This window comes from Leuconostoc aquikimchii, from assembly GCF_040838325.1.
Taxonomy (GTDB): Bacteria; Bacillota; Bacilli; order Lactobacillales; family Lactobacillaceae; genus Leuconostoc; species Leuconostoc aquikimchii.
The window spans coordinates 255,203-270,818 of sequence record NZ_JBFPER010000001.1; the positions used below are offsets into that span (position 1 = coordinate 255,203).

Genomic DNA, 15,616 nt, shown 5'->3' on the forward strand with positions numbered 1-15,616 from the left:
ATTATACTTTTTTGGGAGAAAAAAATGCACTTGAAAAAAATAACATGGTGGCAATTACTGCTTATATTTTTGATTTTAGCAATTGTAAGCATGGGACCACAACTTGTTAAGCAGACAATGTATATGAATTCATGGGATGTACCTTTCCATTTATCTCGTATGTATGAATTAACAAAGGGGTTTGAGAATGGTAAATGGCTACCTGACGTTTCTGCATACACCTTTGGTCAAAACGGTTATGGCGTTAATTTGTTTTATGGCTATTCCTTTACCTATCTCGTAGCAATGATTTACTTTTTGACACACCATGCGGTGACCGCTGTACTTGCTGGTTATATCATATTATTAACTACTGCTATGAGTTTAAACTATTACGCTGGATCATTATTTTTTACAGGTAGTCGTGCACGCTTAAAGTCTTTTGCTTTTAGCACGTTATATGTATTGGCGCCGGTCACATTTGGCCAAATAAAGGTGCGGGGACTGCCTGGTGAATTGATTGGTATTTTACTATTTCCAGCTGTATTAGCTGCTTTTTATGCCATCATGTTTACGACGCGTAAAAGTTGGCTTTTTGCCAGTGTGGTGAGTACAATAACTGTGACTAACCATGTGTTGTCTGCACTTTTGCTTCTCATTGTTCTGACAATAATGTTTATTGTATTTTTGTATAAAAAACAAGCGACAATAGAAAAATTGTGGCGGTTAGTCAAAACTGGCATACTAACACTATTACTGTCTGCTTTTTATGTTATGCCGTTTTTGCAACAGGTTTTGTCAGATAAAATTGCCGGGGCAAATGTTTTTTTTCAGGCAGCCAATATTTGGGATTCGATTTCATCGTCAATCAGTAATCGAGCAACGTTAAATTGGACCGCAATACCTATTGGTGTTTTTGTCTGCGTGATGAGCATTGTAGTTGTTTTGGGGTTGTTATACACACGATCATTTTCTAATCGCGTTCAGATAATTGGTTGCTGGTTGGCAATTAGCCTGATTACAGTTTTTTACACACCAACAGAAATTTTAGCTAAAACACCGTTACATGTCTTTCAAATGATGGGACGTTTTTATCCAATTATTATGTTGTTGGCGCTACTGTTTGTTATCGAAGGCTTGGAAAGCTTTAGTGAGACAGGCATATTAAAGCAGAAAACTATTAATTGGTTATTTGTGACAGGGATTGTATTAGCAGTGTTTAGTGCATGGAAAATGCAGGTAACAACTTATTATAATGGCGGGACAGATATTGCTAATTACCAAGTAGGTAAAAAACTTTTACCAAAAACAGTGTCTAATGCTGATTTTGATTACCAAATTCAGCGTTATTATCAATTACCATTGGGTAGTAAGGATTATTTAGGGCAAGGTCGGGTTAAATTTATAAATGATTATCAAGTGGCAAGTTGGGGAGATGTCAGAGATGCCACGCGTATTTACGTTGACGGTAAACTAAGTTCTTTACGATTAACACACAAGGGCTATGTCTTTACTGTGGCGAATGTGCCGACATCAGCCAAACAAATTGTGCTACCAATGACTAATTATAAGGGTTGGCAAGCAACTGGAAATCGTAATCGCAATTTGCCCATCACAACGATTGCAGGCAAGTTAACGGTTGCTTCACAAGGTAATCGAACAATTCGTCTAACCTATCATAAAACGTTGTTACATCGTATAGCCATTACGATATCTGCTATTACTACTGTTGTGTTGCTGTTGGGTAGCGTATTCACATACTTTAAAAAACGCACATAAATATTTTGAATCTTGCTAAAAAAAGCGCTATGAAAAATGATACCAAGCTAACATCTGTTCTGTCGGCGTGGTGTCAGACACATCGCGCTTTTTATGTTGCGTTTTTAGCCTTACTGCTGTCTAAAATTATAAAAAAAGTCACAAATTAGTAAAAGGCTTGCCAAGTCTTAAAAAATTTGGTATTATTATATAGTTGTTTGAGATATGGGAGTGTAGCGAAGTCTGGCTAAACGCGACGGACTGTAACTCCGTTCCTTCGGGTTCGTAGGTTCGAATCCTACCGCTCCCATAGCCGATTTAATAGTTAACGGCTAAAAAGATTAACTATTGCCCCTTCGCCAAGTGGTAAGGCAGTGGTTTTTGGTACCGCTATGCGCTGGTTCGAATCCAGCAGGGGCAATATAAATTAAAAAAGGAATCCAATTTGGATTCCTTTTTTTGTGTCAATTAATTATAGTAACCGGTTTCAGTTTATTGATGTAGATTCAGAATTAGAAAATAGCAACTACGATACTTATTTCACCGTTGGGTTTATACTGCTCAAAATCAAAGGCGTATACTCTGTTGATTTTATGATTTTCTTCATCTGACCAAATTTTTTGCCATGTGTTAATAACACCCAGCTTGTCATTGATGTCTACTTTATACGCTTGCCACTGATATTTTGAAGTATCAAAAATACCGTTAGTCATGTCTTCTTGACACAAAGATACAGTATAGTCACCTTTATAGTTAGTTTGATAGTCATGATATACACACGTAACTGTTAATCCTTCTTTTAAAACCTTTCCAATGATTAAACCATTATTTTCCCACAGTGACATTATTTTAGTTTGAATAGTTGGGTCTGTAAAATTATTTGTTTTTTCGGAATCTACTATTGAAAATTTCATTCTAAAACCGCCTAGTTAGTATGTTTTTATAATATATTTGAACTTATTAATCATTAATCAATGGTATTGGCTATGTTTCCTTGTCTTTTCCTTTGTTCTTTTTCCAATCATTGTGCATGAGGCCACTTGAAAAAGCACCAAATAGCCCGACGAAAAAGTCAATTATTACTGCTATCATGAGAGTACCTCCTTTTAAAATACCTAAAGTGTACAGCTTTAGTAATAATTTGTAAATATGTATTAAATATTAATGAATTAAAAACTCATTTACCGCCCTGATCAATTTTTTGGCGTTCAGTGACAGTTCCCTGATTAAATATCTGCTATTTACCGACTATTTTGATGTGATTCAGGCATGCAAAGCATATTATCGATAAAATTAATCTGATTCCGTAAATGCCTTGCGAACAGAAAGCGGTAAATTTTTATACACAAGTTTATAGGAATGCGTAATCATCTTTTCGATTTCTTGATCTGATAATGCTGATGTTATGAGCTTAATCGAGTTCCAATGTTTTTTATTTGCATAATAGCCTTCAGTAATATCAGAATACATCTCACGCAGTTCAATATTAGAGTTTGGATCACCTTTTAATGTAATAATTGACTTTTCAGATGCAGTAGGAGACATCAATCCAAACATTTTTCCAGAAATGTCAAAATAAATTGTGTTCCAATCCTCACGAAAGTACACTTTGGCATGGGGTAAACTATCTCCAAATTTTTGAAAGTGCTTTATCCGTGCAATGACTGCTTGATTAATCATAAGTGAGTATCCTCGAACTTTTAGTTTATGTTTATTATATCAAATGTCGCTTAAAAACTATAAATATGCTATGATGTTGGCAACTTATGGAATCGATTTAATAAATGATAATGTATACATGAGTGTAAAATTTCATAAAAATGAAAGCATGCTGAATAAGATTAATCAGCGAAAAAAGGATATATAATATGACAACATTAAAAGTCGAAAATTTACATGTTTCAGTAGCCGGTAAAGAAATTTTAAAAGGTGTCGATTTGATTGTTAATACAGGTGAAATACATGCAATTATGGGACCCAATGGTACTGGAAAATCAACATTGTCGCAAACAATTATGGGACATCCCGCATATCAAGTCACCCAAGGTAATATTTACATAGGTGATCAAAATTTAGCTGAAATGTCAGTTGATGAGCGCGCACGCGCAGGATTATTTTTGGCTATGCAATACCCCTCAGAAATTCAAGGTGTCACCAATGCTGAATTTATGCGTGCGGCAATTAATGCGCGGCGTCCTGAAGATGATCAAATTAATGTGATGTCATTTATTGAAAAACTAGATGAGAAGCGTGAATTTTTGGCGATGACTGAAGAAATGGCGGAACGCTATCTCAATGAAGGGTTCTCTGGTGGTGAAAAAAAGCGAAATGAAATTTTACAGATGATGATGATTGAACCACAAATTGCCATTTTGGATGAAATTGATTCTGGATTAGATATCGACGCTTTAAAAGTTGTTTCACGCGGTGTTAACAGTATGCGTTCCAGTGAATTTGGCACACTGATGATTACGCACTACCAACGTTTACTGGACTACATTGTGCCTGATTTTGTTCATGTGATGATGGGTGGCAAAATTGTTAAAACAGGTGATGCAAGTTTAGCGAAAAAATTAGAAGCCGAAGGATACGCAGGTTTGCGAGATGAACTTGGTTTGGCTATTCACCTGACAGACGAAGAAACAAATTCGTATTTTGTGGCGGACTAATATGGTTGATAATATTGCACTAGCGTCTTTACCATTGCCAGAATTTGCTAAAGTCAGATATCATGCTTGGCAACTTGATGACTTAACACCGGCTACAGAAAATACTAAAACAACTTATTTTATGCAGAACCCTACCAGTGGCATCGAAGTGAGTGGACAAGCGACTACGTATCAGCATTTGTCGAAAGAGATGATAGCACAAGGCGTCATTGTAATGGGGATGAAACAAGCGCAAATAACGTATGGCAACTTAGTTAAAAAGCTTATTGGTAGTGTTATTTCAAAACGCGCTGATCGTTTATCTGCTCAAAATTATGAGCAATTTAATACTGGTATATTTGTATATATTCCAGAATATGTGCAATTTGATGATGTTTTACATTTGACATTGAATCATTTAGCTACGTCAGGTCAAGATTTTGTGGCTCGGGTTTTTGTTTATATCGGTGCGCATGCAAAGGTTACTATTCTGCAAGAAATGTATACGATTGGTTCTGAAAAAACAAAGGCCTCTGTGGTCATTGAAGCATTGGCTAATGTTGGTGCACAGGTGACTTACGCTAATATTGATTCTTTAGGGGAACAGACAACAGCATTCATTAACCGGGAAGTCATAGTCAGAGATCATGCCACTGTTGATTGGCAAAATGCTGAATTTAATGATGGTAATGTTGTGATACGAGTAGCTAGTCAATTAAACGGTGAAGGGGCGACATCGCATGCTAATGTCATTGGATTGACGAAAAAAAAGCAAACACAAGGTCTAGTCACAACTGTCCTAAATAAAGGGCGTCATACTGTTGGTCATATTTTTCAACGCGGGGTCATTTTAAATCGCTCAACCTTGGTATTTAATGGCATTGGTAAAATAATTAAAGGTGCCAAAGGATCAGACGCACAACAAGAATCACGTGTATTGATGCTATCGCGGCGAGCGAGAGGAGATGCCAATCCGTTATTGCTGATTGATGAAAATGATGTGACAGCAGGACATGCTGCTTCTGTGGGCCGTGTGGATGCCAATCAAATGTATTATTTAATGAGCCGTGGCATCAGTGAAAAAATGGCGCGAAAATTAGTTATTCGTGGCTTTATGGGAGAAGTCTTAACTAAAATGCCAACTCAGGCAGCCCAACAAAAAGTCATGGCAGAAATAGAAAGAAAGTTACAATATGAAGACGATGAGATCTGATTTCCCGATTTTAAATCAAAAAATTAATGGGCAACAAATGATTTATTTGGATAATGCAGCGACATCGCAAAAGCCGCAAGCTATGATTAATGCCTTGGTGAAATATTATCAAAATGATAATGCGAATGTTCATCGTGGTATTTATGACCTGTCACAACGTGCAACCGAACAATATGAACAGGCACGCGATAAAGTGCAAACCTTTATTCATGCCGAAAAACGGACAGAAATTTTATTTACGCGTGGCACAACTGAATCATTAAATTGGTTGGCAAGCACATATGGTGTTGATCAGATTAAACCAGGGGATGAAATTCTCTTATCATATATGGAACATCATTCAAATATCGTACCGTGGCAACAATTGGCACAACGTGTTGGGGCAAATTTGAAATACATTGGTCTTAATAATGATGGCACGCTAAATTTAGCTGACGCTGAACAAAAAATGACTAACAAAACGAAAATAGTTGCAGTGACACATGCTTCCAATGTTCTAGGCGTTGTTAATCCCATTAAGTTGCTCGCCGAAATGGCCCATGAACATGGCGCTATTATAATTGCAGATGGCGCACAATCAGCGCCTCATATGGCAGTCAATGTACAAGATATGGCTGTTGATTTTTTTGTTTTTTCAGGTCATAAAATGCTGGGACCAACGGGCATCGGCGTATTATACGGTAAAAGCGAATTATTAGAAAAAATGATGCCAGCACAATATGGTGGTGAAATGATTGAACGCGTAGGTTTGCATGAGGCGACATTTCAACCAATACCTTGGCGTTTTGAAGCGGGTACACCCAATATCGCCGGTGCTATTGGGCTAGGTGCTGCCATTGATTATCTGACTCGTATTGGTATGGCAGACGTGACAAAATATGAGCATGAATTAGTCACCTACGCACTATCACAACTCAAAAGTGTCCCAGGCATTACTGTCTACGGGCCACAAGATAGTGCGCATCATACAGGTGTGATTGCATTTAATATGTCTGGTGTGCATGCACATGATTTAGCAACAGCGCTGGATCAAGAAGGTATCGAAGTGCGAGCAGGGCATCATTGTGCACAACCGCTTATGCAATATTTAGGCGTTGCAGCAACAGTACGTGTAAGTTTCTATCTATACAATACTCGTGAAGAAATTGATCAATTGATTGCGGCACTTAAAAAAATTAAGGAGTATTTTAACCGTGAGTTTACACAATTTAGATAATTTATATCGTCAAACAATCATGTCATATGGCCAATACCCACATCATTTTCGCCCAATGTTAGCACAAGAAACTTATCATATACAAAAATATAATCCAACTTGTGGCGATATAATCGATTTGGCATGTGACATCGTTGATGATCGCGTGACTGATATTCATTTCTATGGCGACGGTTGTGTGATATCGAAAGCATCAGCGTCTATGATGAGTGATTTGGTATCTGGAAAAACTTGTGTACAAGCTACATCTTTAGTGGCAGAATTTTCTAAAATGATGCGGGGTGAAGCAGCAGATGTTAAGTCTATTGGTGAATCACAGATTTTATCTGGGGTCACAAAATTTCCCGCGCGTATCAAATGTGCCATGCTAGCTTGGCATGCTTTAGATGAATTATTAGCAATAAAAAAATGACAGGAAGTGTGATGATGGCAATAGATAGACAAGAGGCGATTGCGCAAGCTCGCGCAGCGATTACAGTTGATAAAGCTGAGGCGTTAGGTTTTCAAGACGATTATAAGGCAGTATTTTCGACAGGAAAAGGATTAAATGAGACCGTTATTCGTCAAATTTCTGCTAAGAAAAATGAGCCACAATGGATGTTAGACTATCGATTACAGGCTTATCAAACCTATCTTAATATGCCAATGCAAACGTGGGGCCCAAATTTAAGCGACATTCATTTCGAAGATATTTATTACTATAATAAACCAACAAACGATAAGTATCGGAATTGGGACGATGTACCAACCACATTAAAAGAAACTTTTGAACGGTTAGGTGTCCCCGAGGCAGAGCGGAAATGGTTAGCTGGATCTTCTGCACAGTATGAATCTGAAGTGGTATATCATCGCATGAAAGAAGAATTTGCCAAAACAGGCATTATTTTTACTGACACAGATACGGCAGTGCAAGAGTATCCGGAACTGATGAAAGAATATTTTGGTTCTTTGGTGAAACCAACAAATAATAAATTAGCCGCCTTAAATGCTGCGGTTTGGTCTGGTGGCACCTTTATTTATGTCCCCAAAGGTGTTCATGTCAATACGCCGATTCAGTCATATTTTCGAATAAATACAGAAAACGAAGGCCAATTCGAACGCACGCTTATTATTGTTGATGAGGGGGCACATGTTGATTATGTTGAAGGCTGCTCAGCACCGATGTATTCTGGCGATGCTTTACATGCTGCCGTTGTCGAGGTTATTGTCAAAAAAGATGGTTATTGTCGTTACACAACGATTCAAAATTGGTCAAATAATGTGTATTCGTTGGAAACAAAGCGTGCGTCTGCTCATGAAAATGCTACCATGGAATGGGTTGATGGTAATTTTGGATCGAAAACAACAATGAAATATCCATCAGTTTATTTAAATGGTGAGGGAGCAAAGGGCACGATGTTGTCAATTGCGGTTGCTGGTGAAGGCGTTAATTTAGATTCTGGGGCACAAATGATCCATAATGCTAAAAACACGTCATCATCCATCATCTCAAAATCAATTGCACACGATGGTGGGAAAACAGATTATCGTGGCACAGTCAAATTTGGTCGTGAATCTGATGGGTCATTTGCTCACGTCGAATGTGACACAATCTTGGTTGATGATCAATCATCGGCAGACACAATTCCGTATAATACAATTTTAAACGGTAATGTATCGATGGAACACGAAGCGAAGGTCTCACGTGTTTCTGAAGAGCAATTATATTATTTAATGACACGCGGTATTTCCGCAGAAAAAGCCACCGAAATGATTATCATGGGATTTATTGAGCCTTTTACAAAAGAATTACCAATGGAATACGCAGTCGAGTTGAATCGCTTAATGAAATTTGAAATGGTTGGATCGGTGGGATAATATGTCAGAAAAAATAATAACAGACATTATGGCGATCTTAGAAACAGTAATTGATCCAGAATTAAGAATTGACATTGTTAATCTAGGTCTAATTAATGATGTTCAAATTAATTCAGATGGTGCTGTAATAATTAATATGACGCTCACAACGATGGGGTGCCCGTTAATTAGCGTGTTAGAAGAGATGATTGATGCGGCATTAAAAATTTTACCAGAAGTAAAAACGACAGAGATTGTATTGCAATGGGAGCCAGCTTGGACGATTGCACGCATGTCACGCTATGCAAAAATGTCGTTAGGTTTGTAAAATGATATCCAAAAGTCAATAGTGTTTAAGCGTGCTTATTTACTAAAGTATACAAATATCATTAGCAACAAAACGTCATCAAAAACGCCCGAACATTGGCGTTTTTGATGACGTTTTGTTGCCTAAAAATCACGGTAGAAGGACATATTTGGTGCGTTAAGGACATGATTTGTTCACAATATATATATGTCGTAACGAACGTGATAATCTACTATTACACAGTAGGAGGAGAAAACTTGTGATATTAACTACAAAAAAACAAGCAACAATTAGGTCTGATGCCTTACGATATGGGATCGTTATTTTACTTTTCTTAATAGCTGGGATTGTTTTATTGATGACTAGCGCGACGCAGTATCCTGACATGATTGCGATGGCTTATTTATCTTTTACAATGGGGCTACATCATGCGTTTGACGTCGATCATATCGCAGCTATTGATAATATGACACGTAAAATGCTTCATGATGGCAAAAATACAAGGGGTGTTGGTTTTAGTTTTTCATTGGGTCATTCAATGGTTGTGGTACTAATGGCGTTATTAACGGTCGTATTTGTCGAATGGGCAAAGCATACCATGCCTATTTTTGAACAAATTGGTGGCGCTATTGGCACTTTAATTGCTGGGTTTATGTTGCTCATGTTAGCTATTGTTAACAGTTTTATTTTGCATGATATTTGGCTGAGATTTAAAAAAATGAGTCAGCGGGGTAACCAATTTACTGAAATGGATAAACAAGTGGTTGCGTCTAAAATTTATCGCTTATTTTTAAAGTTATTGGGACTGATCAAACATAATTGGCAGGTAGCTGTTGTTGGTTTTCTATTTGGTTTAGGATTTGATACAGCAACACAAATTGCTGTGTTGGCAACATCGGCTACTGCAGCAAATGCAGGGGTACCATGGTATGCCACAATGGCTTTTCCACTGTTATTCACTGCTGGTATGTGTCTGATGGATACAGTAGATGGCTTTTTTATGAGTACGACGTATAATTGGATATTTTCGTCACCCTATCGTAAAGTTTATTATAATTTAACGATTACCGGAATTTCTATTTTAGCAGCCGGATTTATTGGCTTCGTTGATTTAGTACAGTCGTTTGGCGCCATGTTTGGTTGGCATAATGCATTAACACGCTGGGTAGCAGCTTTAGATTTTAATAAAATGGGATTGATCTTGGTGATGTTATTTATAGTCACTTGGGTAATTGCTATCACATTTTGGCATATTTTTAAATTGGCAGATAAAGAAAAGTTAGTGGGATAATTTTAATATGTCAGTTATATGTGACAGACATTTGATTTAGTTGTCAAATCATGATATGATTTACCAGTCAGCCCAGTGATTTTACGATCGCCATATTTCTTTTATCTAAATTGAAGTATATTCCAGGGGCTGACGTACATAGTTAGGCAGTAATGAGAGACGTCTTGATTGACGTTTTTTATTTTATCGTTAAATAACCGTATCAGTAAGTCTATACATAAGCAATCGCCATACAATTGTGCATGACATGTTTTCTTTGGCATAATGATAATAATTGGTTCCTTTTGCCCAGGGCTTCTTTCGTGGCTGGTATATCTGGTTTGTCGTGCGACAAAAATTACTAAGCAAGCTTTATCTTTTTCGCGACTTGAAAGCACTGTATTTACTTTCCAATGTCCAAAACAGGTGTAATTATTAATGCTAGCTGCTAATTATAGAATCTGACACATTAAAAATAAGATTTAGTCTAATATAACACAGGATGTAAAAAGCCATATTTTGTATGACTATGCGAGAGTATGTTAAGATTAGAGTGTCTTGAAAAAATACACAAAATAAATGATGGGTTTTGCGCAGATGATTGTTAGAGACCAATGTTCTGCACGAATAATGTTACTATGGCAAATAAATATGAAATTGTTAAAAAAAATATTTTAGATCAAATATTGCGTGGTACTTACGAAAAGGATCAACAACTGCCTACTGAAAGTGACATGATGGCTGCTTTTTCAGTAAGCCGATATACAGTGCGCCGTGCCATTTCTGATTTGGAAAATGAAAAATTTATCTATCGCGTACAAGGTGGTGGCTCTTTCGTCGCTGATTGGTCGACCACAAAAAAGTTTGAAGAGATTCCTAAAGTTATTGGTATTTTATCTACTCACGTGGCCTCATATATTTTTCCGGCCATTATTGATGGTGCAGACCAAGTGTTATCTGAAAATGGCTTTTCTCTTATTTTAGCCAATACACATAATGATCCTGTGCGAGAACGTACAGCACTTATAAATCTTATGAGTCAAAATTTAGGTGGGCTAATTATTGAACCGACTCAAAGTGCAATAGACACACCTAATGTTGATTTATATCAAAAGTTAGATCAAATGAATATTCCTATGATATTTATTAATGCGGCCTATAATAATTTTGAAGGGACCACATTGCTTAGTGATGACAAGGCAGCTTTTTATCGTGCCACTAATTATTTAATTGACCGAGGGCATCAAAAAATTATTGGTATCTTTCAAGTTTCTGATAGTCAAGGTGTACATCGTTTAGAGGGGTATTTAAAAGCCTATCAAGATCATCCAAATATCTTGCCGAATTGTACCCCAATTATGTATAAGTCCGATGAAGTCAGTGACGCGTTACAAAGTACTACCGAGTTATTGTTAAAAGAACCGGAGAAACGACCCACAGCAATTATTACATATAATGATCAATTGGCAATTAGAATAATTGATTTAATACATGATGTTGGTTTAAGCGTGCCAGAAGATATATCGGTCATAGGATTTGATGATTTTCAGTTGTCTCAATATTTGTCTCCGAGACTGACAACAATGACACATGCCAAGCAAAATATGGGAAAAGATGCAGCCAAACTGTTACTGCAAAAAATAAAGCACCATAAAGTAACTGATATTGTGTATGATTCCAAATTAATAGCACGCGATTCTGTGAAAGATATACGTAAAAAAGCTAATTAGAAATTTATTTTCTAATTAGCTTTTTTACGTATATCTTTCTATCATTGATAACTGCCAAAAACATCTATGCGATCAGATAACGCGTTTTCAATGGCTTTGACACCGGGAGCTAATAACTTACGAGGATCATAATTTTTACCTTGCAGATCTTGATCAGTTAATATAAAGTCACGCAATGCTTGATGAAAAGCCAGCTGTGCTTCAGTATTGACGTTTACTTTGGCAACACCCATAGTAATCGCTTCACGAATTTGTTTATCTGGTACGCCTGAGCCGCCATGTAAAACAACCGGAAAATCATAGCCAATAGCATCATTGATTGCATCAGTTAATTTATGCAAATGGTTCAGTTGTAACCCTGGCCAGTCCGTTGGATAAGCACCATGAATGTTACCTATACCAGCGGCTAAAAAATCAATATTGGTATTAACCATAGCAACAGCGTCTGCGATTGGTGCTATCTCACCGCTACCGATAATACCGTCTTCTTCGCCACCAATACTACCGACTTCAGCCTCTACTGAGATGCCTTTTTCATGGGCTAATTGGACAATTTCACGTGTTTTCGCTAAATTTTCTTTTAATGGTAAATGTGAGCCATCGAACATGACCGAAGTAAAATTAGCCGCAATAGCCGCTTTGGCAGCTTGATAATCACCATGATCGAGATGGATTGCAATTGGGACTGAAATGTTCATGTCATCATCTAAATCACGAATTAAATTTGCCACAGTTTTAAAGCCGCCCATATACTTGATGGCACCCATTGAAGCCCCAATAATTGTGGGTGCCTGCTTACTTTCAGCAACACGTAAAATTGCTTGAGTCCATTCAAGATTATTTGTATTAAAAGCGCCAACAGCATAGCCATTACTACGTGCATGTTGTATCATTTTCATTCCTGAAACGATTGTCATTTTTGAGTACCATCCTTTTTTATGATATTGCTTAATTTAAAAATGCTGCAATTTTAAAAAGTGACCAGAATCAGATGTTGAAAGCGGTTACAATTAATTGAGCATATCAGAAATTATACAACTAAATGATTTAAAAAACAAGGTATACCAATTTAAAAAAATATCACGCCTGTTTTATTCATTCTATAAAAAATATATTAATTGACATATACGGACAAATGTTTTATAGTGTTCTTGTAAGCGGTTACAAAAATTTATTCATTCTAGATAAATAAGTTTTTGTTCAATGTTACTTACAAATTATATATTAAGAAGGACTGCGGAAAATGGCTGATATAAAAGATTACAAGTTTTGGTTTGTGACAGGATCTCAATTTCTGTATGGACCCAAAGTATTGACTCAGGTTGAAGAAGATTCGAAAAAGATGATTAACAAATTAAACGAATCGGGTAAACTACCGTATCCAATTGAGTTCAAGACAGTAGGTGTTACTGCTGAAAACATTACAAAAGCAATGAAAGAAGCAAACTATGATGATTCTGTCGCCGGTGTTATTACTTGGGCACATACATTTTCACCAGCAAAAAATTGGATTCGTGGCACGCAATTATTAAATAAGCCTCTCATGCATTTAGCAACACAAATGTTAAATACTATACCTTATGACACAATTGACTTTGATTATATGAATTTAAATCAATCTGCTCATGGTGATCGCGAATATGCATTTATTAATGCGCGCTTACGTTTGAATAACAAAATTATTTTTGGTCACTGGGCCGATGATGATATTCAAACGCAAATTGCCAAATGGATGGCTGTTGCTGTTGGCTATAATGAGAGTTTCAAAATTAAAATTGTAACTTTTGCGGACAAAATGCGCGATGTTGCAGTGACAGATGGTGATAAAGTTGAAGCTCAAATTAAGCTAGGTTGGACAGTGGATTATTGGGGTGTGGGCGACTTAGTTGCTTACGTTAATGTAGTCAGTGATGCTGACATTGATCAACTCTATGAAGACTTACAAGAAAAATATGATTTTATTGCAGGTGAAAATACACCGGAAAAGTTTGAACATAATGTCAAATATCAGATACGCGAGTATATTGCCATTAAGAAATTTATGACTGACAAAGGTTATTCAGGATTTACGACTAATTTTGAAGACTTAGTTGGTTTGGAACAGTTACCTGGTTTGGCAGTTCAACTATTGATGGCTGATGGTTATGGATTTGCTGGAGAAGGTGACTGGAAAACAGCTGCCCTAACGCGTTTACTAAAAATTATTTCTCATAATCAGGCAACAGCCTTTATGGAAGACTACACTTTAGATTTGCGCAAGGGACATGAAGCAATTTTAGGGTCACACATGCTAGAGGTTGATCCAACAATTGCCTCAGATAAGCCGCGCGTTGAGGTGCATCCATTAGATATTGGCGGTAAAGAGGATCCAGCACGTTTGGTCTTCACTGGACGTACCGGTGATGCAATTGATGTCACGTTAGCTGATTTTGGTGATGAATTTAAATTGATTAGTTATGAAGTCACAGGGAACAAGCCTGAAGCGGAAACACCATTTTTACCTGTTGCGAAGCAACTTTGGACACCTAAAACAGGCCTTAAAGCTGGTGCAGAAGGTTGGTTAACATTGGGTGGTGGGCATCATACAACGTTGAGTTTTGCTGTCGATACTGAACAACTAACTGATTTAGCGAAGTTGTTTGGTCTGACGTTCGTAGATATTAAGTAACAAGGGAGAATTAAAAAATGACTAAAAATTACATTAACCCATTAATAATTCAACGAGCAGATCCTCAAATATATAAACATACTGATGGTTATTATTATTTAAGTGCTTCCGTACCAGCTTATAATTTAATTGAATTAAGACGTGCAAAAACTCTGAATGGCTTGGCGCACGCCGCGCCAAAAACAATTTGGCGCAAACATCAAACTGGTGAAATGAGTCAATTAATCTGGGCACCAGAATTACATTATATAAATGAGAAGTGGTACATATACTTTGCGGCATCAAAAACAACTGAATTTGATGCAAATGGTATGTTCCAGCATAGAATGTATGTATTAGAGTGCGAAGCAGTTAATCCAATGGCAGATGAAGATAATTGGGTTGAAAAAGGTCGCGTCGTGACTCCTATTGACAGTTTTTCTCTTGATGCGACAACCTTTTCCTGGAAAGACTCACTTTATTATGTTTGGGCACAAAAGGATCCAGATATTATTGGCAATTCAAATATTTATATCTCAAAAATGGCAAATCCTTGGACGCTAAAATCAGACCCTGTTTTGCTTACAAAACCAGAATATGAATGGGAAAATCGTATTTTCCATGTCAATGAAGGTCCAGCCCTAATTCATCATGGCAACAAAATATTTTTAACATATTCAGCAAGTGCTACGGATGAAAATTATGCTATGGGCATGCTAACAATTGATGAGGATAAAGATCTCTTAAATCCAAGTAATTGGCATAAATCTAACAAACCAGTTTTTACTAGTGATTTAGGAATTCATCAATTTGGACCCGGTCATAATTCATTCACAACTTCAGAAGATGGGGAAAAAGATATTTTAGTTTATCATTCACGCAATTATACAAAAATAAAAGGCGATCCATTGTATGATCCGAATCGGCACACATGTATTCAGACGTTTGAATGGGATTCTGACGGAAATCCTATTTTTGGAACGCCTACGGCGTATAACTACGAATAGTTTAT

The 15,616-nt window shown here is 36.9% G+C and carries 14 protein-coding genes and 2 tRNA genes; 13 read left to right on the forward strand and 3 right to left on the reverse strand.

Features of this window, described 5'->3' with window-relative positions; all coding sequences use genetic code 11:
• Window positions 1-24: 24 nt before the first annotated feature.
• The 3 genes from AB3K24_RS01310 (at window position 25) to AB3K24_RS01320 (ending at window position 2,158) form a co-directional block, all read left to right on the forward strand.
• A complete protein-coding gene (locus tag AB3K24_RS01310; RefSeq protein ID WP_367973437.1) occupies window positions 25-1,758 on the forward strand; it encodes a hypothetical protein in 1,734 nt (577 codons plus the stop codon).
• A gap of 206 nt (window positions 1,759-1,964) precedes the next feature.
• A tRNA-Tyr gene (locus AB3K24_RS01315) sits at window positions 1,965-2,047 on the forward strand.
• Between the two features lie 39 nt (window positions 2,048-2,086).
• Window positions 2,087-2,158 (forward strand) — tRNA-Gln (locus tag AB3K24_RS01320).
• 91 nt (window positions 2,159-2,249) lie between these two features.
• On the opposite strand, the gene AB3K24_RS01325 is transcribed toward AB3K24_RS01320, so the two are convergent.
• Both AB3K24_RS01325 and AB3K24_RS01330 read right to left on the reverse strand, forming a co-directional pair.
• Window positions 2,250-2,651, reverse strand: a complete 402-nt coding sequence (locus AB3K24_RS01325) for a transcriptional regulator (RefSeq protein WP_367973438.1) — start codon at window positions 2,649-2,651, stop codon at window positions 2,250-2,252.
• 379 nt (window positions 2,652-3,030) lie between these two features.
• Window positions 3,031-3,417, reverse strand: coding sequence for an MmcQ/YjbR family DNA-binding protein (locus AB3K24_RS01330; protein ID WP_367973439.1), 387 nt, complete (start codon window positions 3,415-3,417; stop codon window positions 3,031-3,033).
• Between the two features lie 188 nt (window positions 3,418-3,605).
• Between AB3K24_RS01330 and sufC the strand changes: the two genes are divergently transcribed.
• The 8 genes from sufC to AB3K24_RS01370 all read left to right on the forward strand — a co-directional run bounded on the left by sufC (window position 3,606) and on the right by AB3K24_RS01370 (window position 11,957).
• A complete protein-coding gene (gene sufC / locus AB3K24_RS01335) occupies window positions 3,606-4,406 on the forward strand; it encodes a Fe-S cluster assembly ATPase SufC (protein ID WP_367973440.1) in 801 nt (266 codons plus the stop codon).
• A gap of 1 nt (window position 4,407) precedes the next feature.
• Complete coding sequence (gene sufD / locus AB3K24_RS01340) at window positions 4,408-5,598, forward strand: Fe-S cluster assembly protein SufD (RefSeq protein ID WP_367973441.1); 1,191 nt, start codon at window positions 4,408-4,410, stop codon at window positions 5,596-5,598.
• The gene (locus AB3K24_RS01345; protein ID WP_367973442.1) at window positions 5,579-6,814 is read left to right on the forward strand and encodes a cysteine desulfurase; all 1,236 of its coding nucleotides are present in this window, start codon (window positions 5,579-5,581) and stop codon (window positions 6,812-6,814) included. The genes sufD and AB3K24_RS01345 overlap by 20 nt, the downstream gene beginning before the upstream one ends.
• Window positions 6,792-7,226: a Fe-S cluster assembly sulfur transfer protein SufU gene (gene sufU, locus AB3K24_RS01350; protein WP_367973443.1), complete on the forward strand. Its 435-nt coding sequence runs from the start codon at window positions 6,792-6,794 to the stop codon at window positions 7,224-7,226. The genes AB3K24_RS01345 and sufU overlap by 23 nt, the downstream gene beginning before the upstream one ends.
• 14 nt (window positions 7,227-7,240) lie before the next feature.
• Window positions 7,241-8,671 carry a Fe-S cluster assembly protein SufB gene (gene sufB, locus AB3K24_RS01355; RefSeq protein ID WP_367975521.1) on the forward strand — a complete coding sequence of 477 codons (1,431 nt, stop codon included), beginning with the start codon at window positions 7,241-7,243 and terminating at the stop codon, window positions 8,669-8,671.
• 1 nt (window position 8,672) lies between these two features.
• Window positions 8,673-8,978 (forward strand): metal-sulfur cluster assembly factor, encoded by a 306-nt coding sequence (locus tag AB3K24_RS01360; protein ID WP_367973444.1) that lies wholly within the window; start codon window positions 8,673-8,675, stop codon window positions 8,976-8,978.
• A 238-nt stretch (window positions 8,979-9,216) separates the two neighbouring features.
• Window positions 9,217-10,248, forward strand: a complete 1,032-nt coding sequence (locus AB3K24_RS01365) for a HoxN/HupN/NixA family nickel/cobalt transporter (RefSeq protein ID WP_367973445.1) — start codon at window positions 9,217-9,219, stop codon at window positions 10,246-10,248.
• A 617-nt stretch (window positions 10,249-10,865) separates the two neighbouring features.
• A complete protein-coding gene (locus tag AB3K24_RS01370; RefSeq protein WP_367973446.1) occupies window positions 10,866-11,957 on the forward strand; it encodes a GntR family transcriptional regulator in 1,092 nt (363 codons plus the stop codon).
• A 41-nt stretch (window positions 11,958-11,998) separates the two neighbouring features.
• Here AB3K24_RS01370 and AB3K24_RS01375 read toward each other — a convergent pair whose 3' ends face one another.
• Entirely contained in the window at window positions 11,999-12,874 is an 876-nt protein-coding gene (locus AB3K24_RS01375; RefSeq protein WP_367973447.1) for a class II fructose-bisphosphate aldolase, read from the reverse strand.
• Window positions 12,875-13,200: 326 nt separating this feature from the next.
• Between AB3K24_RS01375 and araA the strand changes: the two genes are divergently transcribed.
• A complete protein-coding gene (gene araA, locus AB3K24_RS01380) occupies window positions 13,201-14,625 on the forward strand; it encodes an L-arabinose isomerase (protein WP_367973448.1) in 1,425 nt (474 codons plus the stop codon).
• 17 nt (window positions 14,626-14,642) lie between these two features.
• A complete protein-coding gene (locus tag AB3K24_RS01385; protein WP_367973449.1) occupies window positions 14,643-15,611 on the forward strand; it encodes a glycoside hydrolase family 43 protein in 969 nt (322 codons plus the stop codon).
• Window positions 15,612-15,616: the final 5 nt, after the last annotated feature.

Excerpts from the sequence above, each read along its gene's own strand:
- AB3K24_RS01310 (WP_367973437.1), top strand. The coding sequence starts at position 25 with ATGCACTTGAAAAAAATAACATGGTGGCAATTACTGCTTATATTTTTG.
- AB3K24_RS01325 (WP_367973438.1), bottom strand. The coding sequence starts at position 2,651 with ATGAAATTTTCAATAGTAGATTCCGAAAAAACAAATAATTTTACAGAC.
- AB3K24_RS01330 (WP_367973439.1), bottom strand. The coding sequence starts at position 3,417 with ATGATTAATCAAGCAGTCATTGCACGGATAAAGCACTTTCAAAAATTT.
- sufC (WP_367973440.1), top strand. The coding sequence starts at position 3,606 with ATGACAACATTAAAAGTCGAAAATTTACATGTTTCAGTAGCCGGTAAA.
- sufD (WP_367973441.1), top strand. The coding sequence starts at position 4,408 with ATGGTTGATAATATTGCACTAGCGTCTTTACCATTGCCAGAATTTGCT.
- AB3K24_RS01345 (WP_367973442.1), top strand. The coding sequence starts at position 5,579 with ATGAAGACGATGAGATCTGATTTCCCGATTTTAAATCAAAAAATTAAT.
- sufB (WP_367975521.1), top strand. The coding sequence starts at position 7,241 with ATGGCAATAGATAGACAAGAGGCGATTGCGCAAGCTCGCGCAGCGATT.
- AB3K24_RS01360 (WP_367973444.1), top strand. The coding sequence starts at position 8,673 with ATGTCAGAAAAAATAATAACAGACATTATGGCGATCTTAGAAACAGTA.
- AB3K24_RS01370 (WP_367973446.1), top strand. The coding sequence starts at position 10,866 with ATGGCAAATAAATATGAAATTGTTAAAAAAAATATTTTAGATCAAATA.
- AB3K24_RS01375 (WP_367973447.1), bottom strand. The coding sequence starts at position 12,874 with ATGACAATCGTTTCAGGAATGAAAATGATACAACATGCACGTAGTAAT.
- araA (WP_367973448.1), top strand. The coding sequence starts at position 13,201 with ATGGCTGATATAAAAGATTACAAGTTTTGGTTTGTGACAGGATCTCAA.
- AB3K24_RS01385 (WP_367973449.1), top strand. The coding sequence starts at position 14,643 with ATGACTAAAAATTACATTAACCCATTAATAATTCAACGAGCAGATCCT.